This window comes from Pseudoalteromonas sp. MQS005, assembly GCF_001661605.1.
Lineage (GTDB): Bacteria > Pseudomonadota > Gammaproteobacteria > Enterobacterales > Alteromonadaceae > Pseudoalteromonas > Pseudoalteromonas tetraodonis.
On the sequence record NZ_LYRQ01000016.1, the window covers coordinates 22,793 to 41,603 of the forward strand.

Consider the following 18,811-nt stretch of genomic DNA (forward strand, 5'->3'; position numbering starts at 1 on the left):
TAACAACAAAAAGTCTTTTTACTAGAGGGAATTTTTATGGCTAACAAGCCAATAAGTGAAGACAATCCATTTGCTAATTTATCTGATGTGCAGTGTGAGCAGATCCAAAATTGGTACCAAAAGCATATTTCTTCAACCTTACATTCTTTACTTAAAGGCAGTAAGTCTGGGCAAGTTATTGAGAGTAAGTTAGAAAGTACTTTAAATAAAGCGCTCTCTCAGAGCAAACAGCTTACTACTTATGCTATTGAGGGTAATTCGAGTATTAAATTAAAAAATGCCAGTGTTATGGCTGAGCTTAATGATACCCGTGATTTGTTTTATGGCGCGCAAGTTAAAATAAATAAACTAGAGCAAAAAATAACAACCAGTGCTCAAGAAATACAATTATTAGAGACAGAAAAAAGCGAATTGCAGCTAGAAGTACGTAGCTTAAAGCAACGTTTAAATCACGTACTTTCAAGGCTAGAATCGCAAGGTGTCTCATTCCAAAAAAGCCATTATGTAGGACGTATATTAGTTCAGGCTTTGCGAGCAAGTTTTGAAAATTGGCAGCAAACTCCACAAGGAGAGCCCTTTAAAAATCATGATTTTTACAAGCTTTTCCCGCGTGTTTTGTACTCAAGCTTATTAAAGGAAATAGAAAAACTGCTAGGGGAGCACGATTATAATCAAATCGAGCGTTCACTTAGTGATTTTGTGTTTAAGCAAAAGGGCTCGCCTGTAGAAAATTGGCCAGATGAAGACCCGATTTACGAGACGCGGTTAATTAACCAAAAGCAGTCAGAGCTGTTAATAAAATTACATAGCCAACACCTGCAACGAAAAAACTTTACTGCCTATCTAGAAAAACGCCTTTCTAATACTGGCTTTACCCATAAACACAGTGATTTATTGATGACTTTAGTTGAATTTGCGACACACGATGAAAATAGCAAATTTTCTAGTTATTGCCATTAAGTTATTAGTAATGTTATTAAGTATTAAAGCAGCACCACTAAATATCATGTTGTTGTAGGCCAAGTATTTTTAATTTGGTTGCTAGGGTATTTTGTGCAAGTGTTTTTTTTACTATTTTATAAAGTGTGTTTATATCAAGTTGCTGTGTTGGACGAATTAATAACTGGTGTTTATACGTTTGCGCGACGCGTTCAGAGATGAGCAGCTTGTTTTTACTTTGTGGGTACTTATTCAGGTATTGATTTAAGTAAGAACGGGTAACAATCGCCATATCGCTGCGTTTTTTTAATACTAATTCAATACTTTTTTTATGACTGCTCAGTAACGTCATTTTATATTCGTTTTCAAGTATTGATGGGTTGTTTTCAAAGTTTGCTAGCTGATAGTGATAGCCTAAAATCCCAATGAGAGTTTTATCGTCTAAGTTATCAAACCAAGCTTGTGACTTTGCAAATTGCTTTAAAGCAATAAATACCTCACTGTCTGTTGCTATCACAGGGGAGTTACTGATTATATGGTTGCCTTGTAGCCACCCCCAGTTTGGATCTTCAAAAAATACCGCATCGAACAAACCTTGCTGATAATCTTTAAAGCGCCGAATAGGTGTGGTGAGGACAAGCTCAAAATGATAGTCAGATTGTATTTTATTAAGCTCGCTAATTAGCTCTACGGTAAGACCTGAAGCACGGCCGTCAACAATCTCTATGTAGGGAGGAAATTCATAGCCACCCACTTTGACCAGAGTTTTAGCTTGAACTTGCCCAGCAAAAATAAATAGCAATAGTAATGTAATGAGTGCAGCAGACTTCACAGGTAAATCCTTTCCTAGAATACTTTCTGATATTTCATCTTATAAGATAGCCTACTTGTTAACATAGTATTAATTTTCAAGCAATAAATTCTGACTTTGCAACGTGATTATATGGATGTTACCTGATATTTATTAAGGAAGTTTAGATCGTGAGCGTTTTTTTGGAGCTTTTTGATGTTGGCGTTGCTTGATGGCGGGTGTTTCCCCAATGTCGGGTGGCGTGGCTTCGCCACTTAACAGACCTACGTTCCCAACAATTAACGTAGGTTGGATAAGCCAGAGGCGCCATCCGACGATGTTGGATAATTCGGAGGCGCCATCCGACGATATTGGATAATTCGGAGGCGCCATCCGACGATGTTGGATAATTCGAAGGCGTCATCCGACGATGTTGGTATTGGTCATTACCGGTGCAGGCTTTGCTTTATGTTGGGTGGCGTTTGGTGTTGGAATGTTACCTAATGTCGGGTGTTTCACCAATGTCGGGTGGCGCGGCTTCGCCACTTAACCGACCTACGTTCTTTTTTTAATTGGTACGACAGAGTGGGTTTGGAACATTGAGTCTTGGAGCGGGTGATTAAGAGTAGGTAGTGCTTTTTCTTGAGGTATTTTTTGAATTGGTACGACTGAGTGGATTTGGAGCATTGACCCTTGGAGCGGGTGATTAAGAGTAGGTAGTGCTTTTTCTTGGGGTGTTTTTTTGAATTGGTACGACTGAGTGGATTCGAACCACCGACCCCTACCATGTCAAGGTAGTGCTCTAACCAACTGAGCTACAGTCGTACAATATGAAATTCTTGTACTTTAAATACAGCATTTACTCATTTTGGTACGACTGAGTGGATTCGAACCACCGACTTCTGGACCGGGTCATCAAGAGTAGGTAGTGCTTTTTCCTTCAACGTACTTTAATTAAATCTTTAAAAATTTGGTACGACTGAGTGGATTCGAACCACCGACTTCTGGACCGGGTGATCAAGAGTGGGTAGTGCTTTTTCTTTCAACTTACTTTAATTAAATCTTTAAAAATTTGGTACGACTGAGTGGATTCGAACCACCGACCCCTACCATGTCAAGGTAGTGCTCTAACCAACTGAGCTACAGTCGTACTATGAGTTTACGTACTATTTAATTCATCCATGAAGCTTCATCCTGTCGGCTTCCTGCCTTCACCTCGTTCGGCTGCGAAGCTTCGCTTCGGTCCAATCTCGCCCAACTGAGCTACAGTCGTACTGCATGTATTTAAGAATTGTTAATTGCTTAACAACGGTCGCTAATATATAGCGTGATGAGTGGTGAATCAAGCATGTTTATGGTTTTTAAGTTTATTTGCCGTTTTTTTATTCATATTGGACTGATTTCGCACGTTTTATAAAATTTTTGCCACCAGATAACATGCTCTTTTGCTGACGCTTTTAGCTGAGAGAGTAAGTTGTTAGAATTTGGGTCAAGTAGGGCATTTACCGCTTCACTACTCACTGCTTGATTAAACCATAGCTGCATATAAAGCGGCTGCAATGTTTCTAAATACCCGCTCAGCTGTGCTTGATAAGGCTGTATTTGTTTTAAATAATATTTATTAAATATATTACTGACAATTTTAGCCTGCTGCTTGTTTTTTCCTTTAGGGCAAATATCTTCTAGTACCAATGAATTTACAAACTGGGTGGCCGTATGATTTAAGCTAATTTGTTCGCGCGCAGCGTGGATAAGCTGTTGGTCAAATTTGTATTTGTTGAGCGGTTCAAGCGCTGACAAAATATCATCGCTGTTTATTGCCATACTCCCTTTAGTTTCTATTTGGTGTTTTATGGTAGTTAGCTTTTTAAGCGCCTCAACCGTGTCGCTAAACCCAGCTGGTTGGGTGCTGAGTTCTTGGCCAGTTAGCTGCCAAGTGCTGCTCAGTTCAGGTTCACTATATAAAACATTATTAAAATAATGAGCGAGTTGAGTTTGTTTTTGGGTTTTTGCCGCTGTAATTTTACTGTGAACGTTGCTTTGTTTATCTAAGGTGTTTAAACAGTTTTGCGCGCTTTGAATAAAATCTATTTGGTACTTCAATTGGCTAGCACCGGTGGCTGTTTTGCCTAATTGATTATTATGCTCGCTTATCAGAACGTTAAGTTTACATTGGTTAATACCAGCAAGTTCAGTTATGCCAATTTTAATGGCAGGTTGCAACGCTTCAACTGGCTTTACTAAGGCTAATTGTTGCAGTGGCTTTGTGTGTGGTTCAGGCGCTTGTAAGGTATTACTTAAGCGAGACAAATAGGTTTTATTTGCCTCACTGGGCTGCTCTGAGCAGCCCAAAAGTACCACACAACATGCCGCCAATAACCAATTAAGCGGCAGTTTGGTATAGATTGATTGTTTAAGTGAGAATAAATGGTTCACGTTTAAATCGCCTATGAACGGTCAGCATCAGTAGTATAGCTGCAACTGATAGGCCAAAGATAATGCCTATCCAAAAACCATGCGGGCCCATTGCTGGCACTATCATGTCTGTTCTTGCTAATACGTAGCCTAAACTAAAGCCGATTAACCAATAAGAAATAAAAGTGATATACGAAATCGGCGCTGTGTGTTTTAAACCACGTAAAATACCGTTTGCAGCTACTTGTAATGCATCAGGAAGTTGGTAAATACAGGCTAAAATCATAATTGATGAAGCAAGAGCAAGTACCGCAGGGCTATCGCTATATAATTGGCTAATCACATCACGCCCTATAAATGTAATAAAAGCGATAAACAACGCAACCATAGCCGCCATAATATAACTTGTCGATACCGCTACTTTTAATTGATCTAAATGATTTTGCCCAAATAAATTACCAATTCGTATGCTAATGGCAATTGAGAGGCTCAGAGGCATCATAAATAACAGTGCAGTCACACTAGCTGCAATTTGATGGCCAGACACAGCCACCGCACCCAAATGCGCAATAAACAGGGGAATACAGGCAAACAAGGTCACTTCAAAAAAAGTAGCGAGTGAAATAGGGATACCGAGTTTGGTAATAATACCAATAGTTTTAAAATTGGGTTTTTCAAAGCCAGTTAATAAGCCTTTGGCATCTATTTTTTTACTCAGCTGGCAATAAGTAACTTGCGCAATAGCCATTACAGTAAATACCAGTGCGGTGGCAATACCACAGCCAGCGCCCCCAAATGCGGGTAGACCAAATAAGCCCTTAATAAAAATATAATTGAGTGGGATATTTACCGCAAGTCCGAGTAGGCTGATATAAAACGCAGGCTTGGTCATCCCCATGCCTTCGGTCATATTTCTATACACGGTAAAAATTAAAAAACCAAATACACCCCATTTAACAAAATGAATGTAATCAAAAGCAAGTCCCGCAATCGCCGGGCTAGTATCTAGCTGTAAAATAACAGTATTGGCAAGCTGCGCTGCACTAAAACCAGCAATACTTAAAAGGAGTGTTAAATAAAGGGCTTGCTGAAAATAATGGCTGATGCCGTTACGATCTTTAGCACCAGCGAATTGTGCAATAACGCCCGTTAATGCTAATAAAATCCCTTGTATTGCCAATAAAATTGGGTTCCATATCCCCGTTGCAATTGACAGTGCAGCTAAATCGGTTGGACTCACTTGTCCGGCCATAATGGTATCAACTACCGACATTAATACTAAGGTCACTTGTGCTAAAAAAACGGGAAAGGCGAGGGAAAGTAAACGTTTAGCTTCCCAACTACAAAAAGTCATAAAAAACAGCTATTCAGAAAAACATGGGCGCATTGTAATCTATTGTGATTGCTCTATCTATGTAGACAATCAGCGAATCTATTAAATTGCTGCATAAGCTTACTTTTGTTGCGAATAAAAGTGCTATTAAGTGAATTATTTTAGCGATTGATACGTTAAACTAGCACTTTGTTAGAAAGAGAAGCGATTTTTATGTTTACCGGTATTATTCAAACTCAAGCAACAGTAGTCTCTAGAACCCATACGCAGGGTGTATTACGTTTAGTCGTTTCTGTTAATGAGCAATACGTAAAGCATTTAGACTTAGGTGCGAGCATCGCTATAAATGGTTGCTGCTTAACGGTAGTTAAAGTAGAGCTTAGTAATCAAGATGTAGTGGCTCAAGTGCATTTTGATGTTATTGACGAAACTTTGCAGCTTACTAACCTTGGACAACTGGAATTGGGTAGTTTAGTCAATTACGAGCGTTCAGTGTCGTTTGGTACTGAGCTGGGTGGGCACATAGTCTCTGGCCATATTCATTGTACTGCCAAAATAGCGCAAATAGTTAAACTAGAAAATAACTATAAAATGCAGCTTAGCCTTCCAAAAAAATGGCAAAAATATGTGTTATACAAAGGGTTTGTATCTATTAATGGCGCCAGTTTAACGGTTGGCAATATTGATGAGCATGGCTTTTGGTTACACTTAATACCAGAAACACTCGATATTACTAATTTAGGTGCAGCTGTTGTAGGTGATGAATTTAATATAGAAGTTGATCAGCAAACATACACTATTATAAACACCGTCGAAAACTACATGCGCCAACATAGCTAAAATATTTGTTCGTCATCGCTGTCCACGTGTAACTCTAACTTATTACGTGCATAGTCTATATGCATATTTAAGTGAATTAGATTACAGCAAGCACTGCATTCTTCATAGTAGTCTTGGTCGCCCATACTGGCATCAAGGTCTAAATGAATATGGTGTCCACAATGTGGGCAGGCGATACGTTGTGATAAAAAGTCTTTCATAACACCCCCTTAAAAATTAAGTTATTTTACCTAGATAGCACATAACGGCTTAATACTAAGTAGCTTGAACTCTGACTAAATGATTTACTCATATTGAGCTATCAACATTGATTTATTACAAATAAATTCAATGCAATTAGCCCTAAAAATAACGCTTGAATAGATTTATTTTGTAGAATTCAAGTATAAGTATAGTGCTTATATTTTGTTTACTCATTTATTTAAGTTTAGTAGTTTTTCAACGTGCTCTTTGGCCTGATTTAGATAATGCCCAGCAAATATGTTGGCGTTGTTTAATATAGGGTAAAGCTGGTAAACAAGCTTACGTTGCTCATAACCCTGAGCTAAAGGATAGTGTTGATTGTAGGCACTATAAAACTCCTCAGGTAGGGGGGCATAGAGTTCACTCATAGCAATATCGACCTCTCGATCACCGTAATAGCAGGCAGGGTCAAATAGGGTCGGAATATTATTTACAAATCCCATGTTTCCGCGCCAAAAGTCGCCATGTAATAATGAGGGCAAAACATGATGATTATGCAGTTGCTCTTTTACTAAATTTATCAGTTGTTCGGGGTCTGCCAGCACAATGTCTTTTTCAGCTAATAGCTGTAATTGCCAACCAATACGTTCTTCTGCAAAAAATACATCCCATTTTTTATGCCATTGATTTGGTTGAGGCGTAGAGCTTAAATAATTGTCTGTATCAAAACCAAACATCGCTTGCTCGTGTTTTTGATGTAACATGGCAAGGTGTTCACCCATCGTTGACCAATGCGTGTGGGGAAGGTCATCAAGTGTAAGCCACTCTAATACAATAAACGCATATTCTATATTGGCGCCAGTTGTAATACAGTCGGGCACCATAAATATACTGTTTTGAGTGAGTTGTTTTAAGCCCTGTGCTTGTGCTTCAAAGCGATCGAGCTCATTCTTTTGCGCAATTTTAACTAAATAATTGTGCTTGCCATCACTTATATGGAAAAGCTTATCGGTTGATGTGTTTTGCAACTGACGTTTATGGGTGTGTTTAAAATCGTAATGGATAGCTTGGCTGATCTGTTGATTGATTGTTTTCCACATAACAATTGCTCACCTTTTAAACCTATAAATAAACTATGGCAAAAAGGGATTAAATAAACAAATTAATCGGTGTAAAATTAAGACTATCAATTTCTGATAGAAATCACTGAAATGGAATAAAAATGAATAAAAGTTTTATCACTAACTTATTGGCAGCGTGTTGTGTTGTTATTGGTTTTGTATTTGATCAAGCCATTGTACTTTCGGTGGGCTTATTTGCACTCTCTGGTGCGGTTACAAACTTACTCGCTATTCATATGCTATTTGAAAAAGTCCCGTTTTTATATGGATCGGGGGTGATTGCGCTCAAGTTTGAAAGCTTTAAAGTAGCTATAAGAAATTTAATACTTACGGAGTTCTTTTCTGAGCATAAAATAGACAAGCTTCTAAGCAAGGCGCAGCCAACGATAGACTTTGAATCGGTAATTGAAAAGGTAGATTTAAATCCCGCTTTCGATAATTTGTTAGTGGTGATAGAGCAATCACAATTTGGCAGCATGCTGGCAATGTTTGGCGGTACAGAGGCGGTAGAGCCAATGCGAGAAAAATTTATCGAAAAAATGCAATTATCACTGGTGCAAATAAGCGGCACCGACGATTTTAAAATGCTACTAAGCGATATGCTTACTCAAGGCAATAACGCGGAAAATTTACATAATACAGTACTCAAATTAGTGGATGAACGCCTAGATGAACTCACCCCTAAAATGGTAAAAGAAATAATTCAAACTATGATCCGCGAACACTTAGGCTGGCTCGTTGTATGGGGTGGGGTATTTGGTGGCTTGTTTGGTTTGTTGGCAGCGCTTATTTAATAATAAATACACGTTAAGCAGGTACTAAGCCCTGCTTAACGTGTTTGATTCGCGTAAATTGAACGTATTAAAACCGATTTCCTAGTTATAATTTGGGTTATTTAGATCCCGCCATAATAACCACCATCGGTTTATTTACCTTTGCCAAATCCCTTATTGATGTGCTGGTGGTAGCCTTAATATTGAAAAAGCGTGCAGATTTGTCTAAATCATAAAGCGCTACAAAATCATTCATTGATAAATCATTGCAGCGTAATTTTTTGCCAATTACATGCTTGTTGGTATGGAGCTCTTTAATTGTTTTGTGCAGTGTCAGTTGTTTGTTAGATGCAACGGCCATGCAAACTTGTGTACCGGGTGATGAATCAGCGGCAACAAAAGTGGTTGCCATTACAGGCGCTGTTAATGTTGCTGCGCCCAATAATACAGTTGAATATAGAGTTGCTTTGAAAGAAATCATAGTATTTGCCTCTTTGTTTATGTGCAACTTAAGTATTGCTTAATGTAGCCAGAATGTTGTTAACTGAATGGGGCAAGCTGTAAGAAGATGTGTATATAAATCGTGCAATTTTGTAGGTGTATGAAAAGTTGTTCATAAGTAACCTGAACTATGGATAATAAATCTATCTCAAGCAGCTATTTTCAGCGCTAACTGCGTTGAATTTACTTGCAATAGGCCCACTATTGACGCGAAAATCCGCCTTGTTTTCACTGTAAATTTCTGGCTGGAGAAAACGAACTAAATTATTGATATAATTCAATATATTGGTAAATCTCTTAACCAAAGTTCAGGTTAAATAATTTATTTTTGACACACTTTAGCGTTTTCATACTGAAATATTTTTTCAGGCTGTTATTATCGCGCCCTAAATTTGTGGCATTTTATATTTTTGGAGCGCAATTGTGAATAAAACGTTAGCCAGTTACTACCAGCAAGCTTATGCGTGTGAGCAACAGCATTTTAACCAATGTTTTTATTGCGGGTGTGAGGCAACAGAGCGCGATCATTGCCCACCATTGCACATGTTACAAAGTATTATTGATTTAGGCGAAGAAGCGGATTTTGTTGCTATTGCGGCTTGTTATGAATGCCATGCATTACTTCATAATGAACGCTTAATGACCATTGATGAGCGTTTTAGTAAGCTTAAAAAGAAACTATCAAATAAATACGCCAAGCCCTTACGTGTGTACAACATGTGGGAAGAAAGCGAGCTTGGCGACATGAGCGATGAATTTGCGCACAGCATTCAAGCGGGCATGAAACTCGGTAAAGAAGCGGCTGAGCGACTCGCCTTTACAGGGTTTAGTTATGCCACTGAAGAAGCGCGCGTTACGGTGCGCGAAAAAACCAAAGAGTTTGATGTAGAAGGCACCGTATTTACCGACTTTAAAGAAGCGCTTAACTATTGCATTACTGTATTAAAAGTACAAAAAATTGATTTTTATAAAATTTTAGTCGAGGATTATCAAGGCGATTTTAATAAGGCATTGAGCCAATACAGGCATCGTCATGATAAAGTCACCGCCGCAAAAGATGGTAATACATTAATTAAAGATTTTTCAAAATTACATAAGCAAAATTCGGATTTTGTAACCCGAACGGTTAAACACTTTATTAGTAAAGATCCATCGCTCACCACAGAAGGGGCACTGGATAAGCTTTATAACAATTATATAAAAAAATAATTACAGAAACTCACCTTAAATAACCGCCTTTTCACCTGTTTTTTTAGCTTTATGCGTTTGCTTTCGCTAAAGTAGTAAAAAAACAGGAGAACCTAAAAACATGCAAAAATTTGCTCCCTCATTGTTAGCTGTTGGTTTAGCAGTGGCTCTTGTTGGTTGCCAAGAAAGCGGCCCGCAAGATGCAAAAGTAACCATTAATAAAAACCCATACCCAAGTACTTATCAACCCGTTGCTACATCAAGCACATTAATTACCAATGCCACTGTATTAACGGGCACGGGTGAGCGTTTAGATGAAGCCGATGTATTACTTGTTGATGGTAAAGTACAGCAAGTTGGTAAAGATTTAACCGCTAACGCAGACACCACTATCGATGCGCAAGGCAAATGGGTAACACCAGGTATTATTGATGTTCACTCTCATTTAGGTGCTTATCCAAATCCGTCGGTTGAGTCTCACCAAGATGGCAACGAAATGACTAGCCCAAATACAGCAGAAGTATGGGTTGAGCATTCAATTTGGCCACAAGATCCAGGTTTTAATCGCGCACGTGAAGGCGGTATTACCTCGTTACAAATTTTACCAGGTTCAGCTAATTTATTTGGTGGACGTGGCGTTACCCTTAAAAATGTACCGGCTCACACCATGCAAGGGATGAAGTTTCCTGATGCACCATACGGTTTAAAAATGGCGTGTGGTGAAAACCCTAAACGCGTTTATGGCCGTAAAGGTGAATTACCGATGACACGTATGGGTAATATGGCAGGCTATCGCACAGCTTGGATTGGCGCTCAAGAGTACAAACGTGCTTGGGACAAATACGATGCTGATTACGCTGCGGGTAAAAACCCAGAAGCTCCACACCGCGATATTAAATACGATACCCTTCGCGGTGTTTTAGAAGGTGAGGTTCGTATTCACAATCACTGTTATAAAGCTGAAGAAATGGCGATGATGATCGACCTTTCTAAAGAGTTTAATTACCATGCGGGTACATTCCATCACGGTATTGAAGCCTATAAAATCGCAGATTTACTGGCTGAAAATGGCTCGTGTGCAGCACTTTGGCCAGACTGGTGGGGCTTTAAAATGGAAGCCTACGATATGGTACAAGAGAACGTAGCGATTGTTGATGCAGTTAAAAACTCATGTGCCGTTGTGCATTCAGACTCAGACACGACCATTCAGCGCTTAAATCAAGAAGCCGCAAAAGTAATGTACAGTGCAAACCAAAATGGTTTTGATATTTCTGAGCAGCATGCAATTAAGTGGATCACGGCTAATGCCGCTAAATCACTTGGCATTGAAGATAAAACAGGCTCACTTGAAGCAGGTAAACAAGCTGATGTGGTTATTTGGAATCAAAGCCCATTTAGCGTTTACGCAAAAGCAGAGCAAGTGTTTGTTGATGGCGCAAAAGTTTACGATAGAAACGATAGCGCATTCCAAGCACAAAGTGATTTTATGTTAGGTCAACAATAAGGAGCACCCAGAATGAAAAAATTATCACGTTCGTTTTCGCTTTCTCTGGTTGCTGCAGGGTTACTAGCATCGGGTGCGGTGAGCGCTCAATCTCTTGCTATAATTAATGCAAAACTGCATACATCCTCAGATCAAGGCGTATTAGAGTCTGCCAGCATCGTAATGAATGATGGCAAAATCACTGCAATTAATCCTAGCGATGTTAAAGCAGATAAAATTATTGATGCCAAAGGTCAAATCGTGACCCCTGGTTTTATTGCCACTGTAAATCAACTTGGTTTAGTTGAAGTAGGTGCGGTTGCGGGCTCTCGCGATGCGGGAGAAGAAAAAGCAGGTATTGATTTTGATGCAAGCTTGGCATTTAACCCTCGTTCAAGCCTAATCCCTTATGCACGTAAAGGCGGTGTTACTCGCGATTTGATCACCCCGTACGGCGGTGACAGCATATTTGCAGGCCTTGCCAGTGTGGTGGATTTAAGCGGCAGCTTTGAAAGCGTAAACAAAAAGCAAGCGGCATTAGTGGTTCATTTGGGTGAGCGAAGCAAAGGCTCTCGTGCATTTACATTGCAAACACTGATCAATAAGTTAGATGAGCACCAAACTAAAGCAAGCAAAGAAGCTAAAAAAGACGATGCTAAGCCAAGTGCTGAAGATAAAATAATGGCTAAAGTACTAAAAGGCGATATGCCATTACTAATTAGTGTGTCGCGTGCATCGGATATTGTTGAACTTATAAAAGTGAAACAGCAGTTTGGGGTAAATATTGTTCTTAATGGTGCGCAAGATGCCGTTGTAGTTAAAGATCGAATCGCAAAAGCGGGTATTCCTGTGATCATCAGTGCAATGGATAACTTACCAGGCAGTTTTGATTCATTACATGCAAGCCTAAATAATGCCGGCATACTAGAAAAAGCAGGTGTTAAAGTACTTTTAACTGTGGGTGGCGATGCCAGTCATAATGTTTACCAGCTCCGCTATGATGCCGGTAATGCAGTGTCTTACGGTATGAGCCAGCAAGGCGCATTAAAAGCGATGACTTCAAATGTGGCTGATGTATTTGGTATTAATGCTGGTAGCTTAGAAGTGGGTAAAGCCGCTGATGTTGTAATGTGGAGTAATGACCCGTTTGAGCTAAGCAGCCACGTAAATAAAATGTTTATTAATGGGGTTGAGGTAAGTACTGAATCTCGCCAAGATAAACTGCGTGAGCGCTATACAACAGAATCAAACATGCCACGTGCATACACTAAATAAACTTGTTTAGTTGAATATAAAAGGCCGCATTAGCGGCCTTTTTTATGAACAGCTTTTACTTATACCAATCTGCAAAGTAAACCACTTAAATAAGCGAATTGGTATTAGGCACAAAAAAAAGGCGCTCTTTGGAGCGCCTTTTCATTCATTTAATGGATTTATACCAGTTTAGATAAAATCTCGTTAAATGTTGTGCTTGGGCGCATTGCTTTAAAAGCTGCATCGTCATTTGGCTGGAAGTATCCGCCAATGTCCATTGCTGGGCCCTGTGCATCGTTTAGCTCGCTAACAATTTGCTCTTTGTTAGTTTCAAGGTCGCTAGCAATTTGCGTAAACTGCGCTTTAAGCTCGCTGTCATCATTTTGCTTAGCAAGTTCTTGTGCCCAGAATAAAGATAAGAAGAAATGAGAACCACGGTTATCAATCTCTTTTACTTTACGTGAAGGCGACTTGTTTTCAGCTAAGAATGTGCCGGTAGCTTTATCAAGTGTATCTGCAAGTACTTGTGCTTTTTTGTTACCTGTTGTTGTGCTTAGGTGCTCAAGTGACGCAGCAAGTGCTAAGAATTCACCTAAAGAATCCCAACGTAAGTGGTTTTCTTTCTCAAATTGTTGAACGTGCTTAGGTGCAGAGCCACCCGCACCAGTTTCAAATAAACCACCGCCATTCATTAGTGGCACAATTGAAAGCATTTTAGCACTGGTACCCAATTCTAAAATTGGGAATAAATCTGTTAAGTAATCACGTAACACGTTACCCGTTACAGAAATTGTGTCTTTACCTTCTTTGATGCGTGCTAGTGAGAACAAGGTTGCATCCATTGGCGATAAAATTTGAATATCTAGGCCAGCAGTGTCGTGATCTGGCAGGTATTTATTTACTTTTTTGATTAGCTCAGCATCGTGTGCACGTTCTGCATCTAACCAGAAAATAGCCGGATTACCTGTTGCGCGAGCGCGGTTTACTGCAAGTTTAACCCAATCTTGAATAGGTGCATCTTTAACCTGACACATGCGCCAGATATCGCCTTTCTCAACACTGTGTTCAAGTAACGTATTACCGTTTGTGTCTACAACACGGATAGTACCGTCAGCTTTTGCTTCAAATGTTTTATCGTGTGAGCCGTACTCTTCTGCTTTTTGAGCCATAAGGCCAACGTTTGGTACGCTACCCATAGTCGTAGGATCAAATGCACCGTGCTCTTTACAAAAATCAATCGTTGCTTGATAAACGCCAGAGTAACAACGATCTGGAATTACAAAGCTTGTGTCTTGTAATTTATCGTCTTTATTCCACATTTGACCGCTTGAACGAATTGCAGCTGGCATAGAAGCATCGATGATCACATCACTTGGTACGTGTAAGTTTGTAATACCACGATGAGAATCAACCATTGCGATAGCAGGGCGGTCAGCGTAAACAGCTTGAATGTCAGCTTCAATTTCTTCGCGCTTAGCGTCATCTAAAGTTTGAATTTTAGAGTACACATCGCCTAAACCGTTATTTACATCAACACCTAGCTCTTCAAAAAGTGCACCGTGTTTTGCAAAAACGTCTTTGTAAAATACTTTTACAGCGTGACCAAAGATGATTGGATCAGATACTTTCATCATGGTCGCTTTCATATGAAGCGAAAATAACACGCCTTTTTCTTTAGCTGCATTAATTTCAGCTTCAAGGAATGCTTGTAATTTTGCAGCGCTAATACGTGATGCATCAATAACTTCACCAGCAAGTAGCGGTGTGCTTTGCTTAAGTACAGTGATATCGCCATTAGCCGCTACGTGTTCAATACGAACATTCGTTGCTTCATCAACAGTTAGTGACTGCTCTGAACCAAAGAAGTCACCTTCTTCCATGCTTGCAACATAAGACTGTGAATCTTTGCTCCATGCACCCATAGAATGTGGGTTATTACGTGCATATTCTTTTACTGAACTTGGTGCGCGACGGTCAGAGTTACCTTCACGAAGTACAGGGTTTACTGCACTGCCTTTAATTTTGTCATAGGCGGCTTGAATCGCTTTTTCTTCATCGTTTTTAGGTTCTACAGGGTATTCTGGAAGTGCATAACCTTTTTCTTGAAGCTCTTTAATTACAGCGCGAAGTTGTGGAACTGAGGCACTGATGTTCGGTAATTTAATGATATTAGCTTCTGGTGTTTTCGCCATTTCGCCAAGTTCTGCAAGTGCATCACCAATGCGTTGTTCTTCTGTTAGGTAATCCGGGAAGCTCGCAATAACACGACCAGCGAGTGAGATGTCGCGTGTTTCAACTTCAACACCTGCCGCATTTGTGTACGCTTGGATAATTGGTAACAACGAATACGTTGCTAATGCCGGAGCTTCGTCCGTTTTTGTATAGATAATTTTTGATGTCATCATCATTCCTAGATAGTAGGCCGCATTGGCCAAATTCAACAATGCAAAGAAATCATCGCCTAATACCTTATAAATAAAGTATTAATGTATGCAATGAGTAGTCTGTTAGGTGTTGGTACTCGTATAACCTAAACAAGGTAAGAATAATCACACCTGACGGACTAGTGTCTTTTATAACTAAAATTTATGTAAATCTAAACTAGCCATTAGGCTAAAGTAATTACGTTTTACAGGATAAAGAGTGTAACAAGCTTGGCTAAAAAGGGCTAGGATTACGCGCTAAACGCCAGCAGTTAAACATCTAATAGTGAAATTATTGGGGTAGATAAAATAAAATCAAGGAGTGGGGTTGAATTAACGAACAATGAAGCAATTAATATGGAAGTGGTTAGGGATTTTAGGGAATTAAGCGAGGATCTAAATAGGTCGCTCGCTTTAGTCTCATATTTACAATCACTCTAAAATATCGCCGTTAGGGGCTATATTAGTAGCGTGTAGACCTTTAGGGCCTTGTTGTAATTCGAAGGTAACATCTTGACCAGCTTTAAGCGTCTTGTATCCGTCCATTACAATAGTGGAGTAATGAGCAAAAATGTCGTTCTCGCAACCGTCTTCTACGATGAAACCAAAACCTTTGGCGTTGTTGAACCATTTGACTTTACCACAAGCCATACTTCTACATCCTTCTATAAGTTGACTAATTTAGTTATCCTAAACTGTATTGTTTGCTAGACTGACTAAGGTTTAATCAATCACCATTTGACTGTAGTTTATTTAAGCAACCAGTCAAGTGTTTTGGGTTATTTTTTAACATTTTATTTATTTTTTTATTCAAGTTTGCTTGAGTTACAAAGACAAGACTATATTTAATTATGAGTGGTATGAAAGATTCTGGTGTTATCGACACCGTTCGCGATAGTGAAAAGCAAAAGTTGCAACCACCGCGAAAATATAAAGTTGTGTTAAACAACGATGATTACACGCCGATGGATTTTGTAATTGAGATCTTGATGACGTTTTTTAATATGGATAGCGATAGAGCAACTGATGTGATGCTGCAAATACATCAGCAAGGTAAGGGCATTTGTGGTGTTTACAGCGCCGATGTAGCACATACCAAGGCTGAGCAAGTTAACCGCTACTCAAGGGATAACGAGCATCCACTGCTATGTAGTTGTGAGCAGGAATAAATACCACAAAGGTGAACTTTCATCTTTGAAGTGCGGTATAAAATTATTATCTCTGTAAGGGGTTGCCAATGCTAAATAAAGACTTAGAACTAACTTTGAACACCGCGTTTCGTGAAGCGCGTACACGTCGTCATGAGTTTATGACCGTAGAGCATCTTTTATTGGCTCTACTCGATAATCCATCAGCTGGAGAAGCGCTTAATGCGTGTGGTGTTGACATTTCTGGATTAAAAACAGAGTTACTTGAATTTATTGATGAAACCACACCGGTTATTTCTGATTTAGAAGAAGAACGCGAAACTCAACCAACGCTTGGTTTTCAGCGTGTATTACAGCGCGCGGTATTTCATGTGCAATCTTCGGGAAAAAATGAAGTGACGGGTGTAAATGTGCTGGTGGCTATTTTTTCTGAGCAAGAAAGCCAGGCAGTTTATTTACTTAAAAAGAATGATATTTCTCGCCTTGATATTGTTAATTTTATTTCTCATGGGATTGCAAAAGGTGACGACGAATTAGGCGATGACACTGACGATATACATGAAGAAGTGCAAGAAGTTGCTAGTGAAGAAGCGAGTAAGCTCGACAGCTTCACCACTAATCTCAACATACAAGCCAAAGAGGGCAATATTGACCCGCTTGTTGGTCGCGACAGCGAAGTAGAACGCACTGTACAGGTGTTGTGTCGTCGTAAAAAGAACAACCCATTACTGGTTGGTGAAGCTGGCGTGGGTAAAACCGCTATCGCTGAAGGTTTAGCGTATCGAATTGTTAACGAACAAGTGCCTGAAGTTATTGCTGATGCGGTTGTTTATTCATTAGATATGGGCGCTTTGCTTGCAGGTACTAAATACCGAGGCGATTTTGAGAAGCGCTTTAAAAGCTTATTAAAAGAGCTGCAAGCTAAACCAGGCTCTATTTTATTTATAGATGAAATTCATACCATTATCGGTGCAGGTGCTGCATCGGGTGGGGTAATGGATGCCTCAAACTTAATTAAACCGCTACTTTCTAGTGGTCAATTGCGTTGTATGGGTTCTACCACCTATGGTGAGTACAAAAACATTTTTGAGAAAGACCGTGCCTTGGTACGTCGCTTTCAAAAAATTGATGTGCTTGAGCCCAGTGTGGAAGACACCACTAAAATTCTTAACGGCTTAAAAGAGCGTTATGAAGCACACCATGGTATTCGTTACACGCAAAAAGCGTTGAAGGCGGCAGCCGAGCTTAGCGCTAAGTACATTAACGAACGTCATCTGCCTGATAAAGCGATTGATGTTATTGATGAAGCGGGTGCAAGCCAACGCTTGTTACCTACCTCTAAACGTAAAAAAACGATTGGTGTTTCTGATATCGAGCTGATTGTGTCAAAAATGGCGCGTATCCCGCCACAAAATGTATCATCGTCTGATAAAGAAACGCTGAAAAACTTAGACCGTAACTTAAAAATGTTAGTGTTTGGGCAAGATCAGTCTATTGATGCATTAACTTCTGCCATTCGTTTGTCGCGTTCAGGTTTAGCGAATGAGAACAAACCGGTTGGTTCGTTCTTATTTGCAGGCCCAACGGGGGTCGGTAAAACTGAGGTTACCAAGCAATTAGCTAAATGTATGGGCGTTGAGTTTATTCGTTTTGATATGTCTGAATATGTTGAGCGCCATGCGGTGAGCCGTTTAATTGGTGCGCCTCCGGGTTATGTTGGTTTTGAACAAGGCGGCTTACTAACAGAAGCGGTCATTAAAAATCCACACGCTGTTGTACTTTTGGATGAGATTGAAAAAGCCCATCCAGATATCTACAACATTTTATTGCAAGTTATGGATCACGGTACGCTAACTGATAATAATGGCCGTAAAGCCGACTTTAGAAACGTCGTCGTGGTGATGACCACTAATGCCGGCGTGCAAGAAACCACACGTAAGTCGATTGGCTTTAGTGAGCAAGACCATACGCACGATGCAATGGGTGAAATTAATAAAGTATTTTCACCAGAATTTAGAAACCGCTTAGATAACATTATTTGGTTTAATCACCTCGATAAAGAAGTTATTTTACAAGTGGTTGATAAGTTCGTTGTGGAGCTTCAAGCGCAACTAGACAAGAAATCAGTTAATCTTGAGCTGACGTCTAAAGCACGTGAATGGTTGGCTGACAAAGGCTATGACAAAGCAATGGGCGCACGCCCTATGGCACGTGTTATTCAGGAAGACCTTAAAAAGCAATTGGCAAACGAAATACTGTTTGGTGAGCTAATTTCTGGCGGTACGGTAAAAGTATCGGTTAAAGATAAAAAGCTGCGTTTTGATTACGAAAGTGATTTAACCCCAGCCTAATGGTCGTTATACAAAAGCCTGCTTTGCGCAGGCTTTTTTATTTGCCAAAGAAATAGACAACAAAAAACC

16 protein-coding genes and 2 tRNA genes are annotated in these 18,811 nt (G+C 39.7%); 8 read left to right on the forward strand and 10 right to left on the reverse strand.

Annotation, left to right across the window (positions count from 1 at the left end; all coding sequences use genetic code 11):
- The first annotated feature begins 36 nt into the window (after positions 1-36).
- Positions 37-960 carry a hypothetical protein gene (locus A9479_RS07645; RefSeq protein WP_064663093.1) on the forward strand — a complete coding sequence of 308 codons (924 nt, stop codon included), beginning with the start codon at positions 37-39 and terminating at the stop codon, positions 958-960.
- Positions 961-997: 37 nt separating this feature from the next.
- Here the strand turns inward: A9479_RS07645 and A9479_RS07650 are convergent, their stop codons facing one another.
- The 5 genes from A9479_RS07650 to A9479_RS07670 all read right to left on the reverse strand — a co-directional run bounded on the left by A9479_RS07650 (position 998) and on the right by A9479_RS07670 (position 5,498).
- Positions 998-1,771 carry a transporter substrate-binding domain-containing protein gene (locus A9479_RS07650; protein WP_064663094.1) on the reverse strand — a complete coding sequence of 258 codons (774 nt, stop codon included), beginning with the start codon at positions 1,769-1,771 and terminating at the stop codon, positions 998-1,000.
- Positions 1,772-2,477: 706 nt separating this feature from the next.
- Positions 2,478-2,554: transfer RNA gene (locus tag A9479_RS07655), tRNA-Val, on the reverse strand.
- A gap of 248 nt (positions 2,555-2,802) precedes the next feature.
- A tRNA-Val gene (locus A9479_RS07660) sits at positions 2,803-2,879 on the reverse strand.
- 236 nt (positions 2,880-3,115) lie between these two features.
- Complete coding sequence (locus tag A9479_RS07665; protein WP_064663095.1) at positions 3,116-4,165, reverse strand: DUF3080 family protein; 1,050 nt, start codon at positions 4,163-4,165, stop codon at positions 3,116-3,118.
- On the reverse strand, positions 4,143-5,498 hold the full coding sequence (locus A9479_RS07670; RefSeq protein WP_064663096.1) for an MATE family efflux transporter: 1,356 nt from the start codon (positions 5,496-5,498) through the stop codon (positions 4,143-4,145). The genes A9479_RS07665 and A9479_RS07670 overlap by 23 nt, the downstream gene beginning before the upstream one ends.
- A 192-nt stretch (positions 5,499-5,690) precedes the next feature.
- Here A9479_RS07670 and A9479_RS07675 point away from each other — a divergent pair, with 192 nt between their 5' ends.
- Complete coding sequence (locus A9479_RS07675; RefSeq protein WP_033102520.1) at positions 5,691-6,317, forward strand: riboflavin synthase; 627 nt, start codon at positions 5,691-5,693, stop codon at positions 6,315-6,317.
- Here the strand turns inward: A9479_RS07675 and A9479_RS07680 are convergent.
- Positions 6,314-6,517: a CPXCG motif-containing cysteine-rich protein gene (locus A9479_RS07680; protein ID WP_008464077.1), complete on the reverse strand. Its 204-nt coding sequence runs from the start codon at positions 6,515-6,517 to the stop codon at positions 6,314-6,316. The genes A9479_RS07675 and A9479_RS07680 overlap by 4 nt on opposite strands.
- Before the next feature lie 213 nt (positions 6,518-6,730).
- On the reverse strand, positions 6,731-7,600 hold the full coding sequence (locus A9479_RS07685) for a fructosamine kinase family protein (protein ID WP_064663097.1): 870 nt from the start codon (positions 7,598-7,600) through the stop codon (positions 6,731-6,733).
- Between the two features lie 122 nt (positions 7,601-7,722).
- Here A9479_RS07685 and A9479_RS07690 point away from each other — a divergent pair, with 122 nt between their 5' ends.
- Positions 7,723-8,415 (forward strand): hypothetical protein, encoded by a 693-nt coding sequence (locus tag A9479_RS07690; RefSeq protein ID WP_064663098.1) that lies wholly within the window; start codon positions 7,723-7,725, stop codon positions 8,413-8,415.
- A gap of 97 nt (positions 8,416-8,512) precedes the next feature.
- Here the strand turns inward: A9479_RS07690 and A9479_RS07695 are convergent, their stop codons facing one another.
- Positions 8,513-8,875 carry a DUF3718 domain-containing protein gene (locus A9479_RS07695; RefSeq protein ID WP_064663099.1) on the reverse strand — a complete coding sequence of 121 codons (363 nt, stop codon included), beginning with the start codon at positions 8,873-8,875 and terminating at the stop codon, positions 8,513-8,515.
- Between the two features lie 443 nt (positions 8,876-9,318).
- Between A9479_RS07695 and A9479_RS07700 the strand changes: the two genes are divergently transcribed.
- The 3 genes from A9479_RS07700 to A9479_RS07710 all read left to right on the forward strand — a co-directional run bounded on the left by A9479_RS07700 (position 9,319) and on the right by A9479_RS07710 (position 12,841).
- Positions 9,319-10,104 carry a hypothetical protein gene (locus A9479_RS07700; RefSeq protein WP_064663100.1) on the forward strand — a complete coding sequence of 262 codons (786 nt, stop codon included), beginning with the start codon at positions 9,319-9,321 and terminating at the stop codon, positions 10,102-10,104.
- Positions 10,105-10,204: 100 nt separating this feature from the next.
- Positions 10,205-11,587: an amidohydrolase gene (locus tag A9479_RS07705; RefSeq protein ID WP_064663101.1), complete on the forward strand. Its 1,383-nt coding sequence runs from the start codon at positions 10,205-10,207 to the stop codon at positions 11,585-11,587.
- 12 nt (positions 11,588-11,599) lie between these two features.
- Positions 11,600-12,841 (forward strand): amidohydrolase family protein, encoded by a 1,242-nt coding sequence (locus tag A9479_RS07710; RefSeq protein WP_064663102.1) that lies wholly within the window; start codon positions 11,600-11,602, stop codon positions 12,839-12,841.
- 158 nt (positions 12,842-12,999) lie between these two features.
- Here the strand turns inward: A9479_RS07710 and A9479_RS07715 are convergent, their stop codons facing one another.
- Both A9479_RS07715 and cspD read right to left on the reverse strand, forming a co-directional pair.
- On the reverse strand, positions 13,000-15,222 hold the full coding sequence (locus A9479_RS07715) for an NADP-dependent isocitrate dehydrogenase (RefSeq protein ID WP_064663103.1): 2,223 nt from the start codon (positions 15,220-15,222) through the stop codon (positions 13,000-13,002).
- A gap of 453 nt (positions 15,223-15,675) precedes the next feature.
- Positions 15,676-15,894 (reverse strand): cold shock domain-containing protein CspD, encoded by a 219-nt coding sequence (gene cspD / locus A9479_RS07720; protein ID WP_013464751.1) that lies wholly within the window; start codon positions 15,892-15,894, stop codon positions 15,676-15,678.
- A gap of 209 nt (positions 15,895-16,103) precedes the next feature.
- Between cspD and clpS the strand changes: the two genes are divergently transcribed.
- Both clpS and clpA read left to right on the forward strand, forming a co-directional pair.
- Complete coding sequence (gene clpS, locus A9479_RS07725) at positions 16,104-16,412, forward strand: ATP-dependent Clp protease adapter ClpS (RefSeq protein ID WP_008110102.1); 309 nt, start codon at positions 16,104-16,106, stop codon at positions 16,410-16,412.
- Between the two features lie 68 nt (positions 16,413-16,480).
- Positions 16,481-18,742 (forward strand): ATP-dependent Clp protease ATP-binding subunit ClpA, encoded by a 2,262-nt coding sequence (clpA, locus tag A9479_RS07730; RefSeq protein ID WP_064663104.1) that lies wholly within the window; start codon positions 16,481-16,483, stop codon positions 18,740-18,742.
- The last annotated feature ends 69 nt before the right edge of the window (positions 18,743-18,811 follow it).

Excerpts from the sequence above, each read along its gene's own strand:
- A9479_RS07645 (WP_064663093.1), top strand. The coding sequence starts at position 37 with ATGGCTAACAAGCCAATAAGTGAAGACAATCCATTTGCTAATTTATCT.
- A9479_RS07670 (WP_064663096.1), bottom strand. The coding sequence starts at position 5,498 with ATGACTTTTTGTAGTTGGGAAGCTAAACGTTTACTTTCCCTCGCCTTT.
- A9479_RS07675 (WP_033102520.1), top strand. The coding sequence starts at position 5,691 with ATGTTTACCGGTATTATTCAAACTCAAGCAACAGTAGTCTCTAGAACC.
- A9479_RS07680 (WP_008464077.1), bottom strand. The coding sequence starts at position 6,517 with ATGAAAGACTTTTTATCACAACGTATCGCCTGCCCACATTGTGGACAC.
- A9479_RS07685 (WP_064663097.1), bottom strand. The coding sequence starts at position 7,600 with ATGTGGAAAACAATCAATCAACAGATCAGCCAAGCTATCCATTACGAT.
- A9479_RS07690 (WP_064663098.1), top strand. The coding sequence starts at position 7,723 with ATGAATAAAAGTTTTATCACTAACTTATTGGCAGCGTGTTGTGTTGTT.
- A9479_RS07695 (WP_064663099.1), bottom strand. The coding sequence starts at position 8,875 with ATGATTTCTTTCAAAGCAACTCTATATTCAACTGTATTATTGGGCGCA.
- A9479_RS07705 (WP_064663101.1), top strand. The coding sequence starts at position 10,205 with ATGCAAAAATTTGCTCCCTCATTGTTAGCTGTTGGTTTAGCAGTGGCT.
- A9479_RS07710 (WP_064663102.1), top strand. The coding sequence starts at position 11,600 with ATGAAAAAATTATCACGTTCGTTTTCGCTTTCTCTGGTTGCTGCAGGG.
- A9479_RS07715 (WP_064663103.1), bottom strand. The coding sequence starts at position 15,222 with ATGACATCAAAAATTATCTATACAAAAACGGACGAAGCTCCGGCATTA.
- cspD (WP_013464751.1), bottom strand. The coding sequence starts at position 15,894 with ATGGCTTGTGGTAAAGTCAAATGGTTCAACAACGCCAAAGGTTTTGGT.
- clpS (WP_008110102.1), top strand. The coding sequence starts at position 16,104 with ATGAAAGATTCTGGTGTTATCGACACCGTTCGCGATAGTGAAAAGCAA.
- clpA (WP_064663104.1), top strand. The coding sequence starts at position 16,481 with ATGCTAAATAAAGACTTAGAACTAACTTTGAACACCGCGTTTCGTGAA.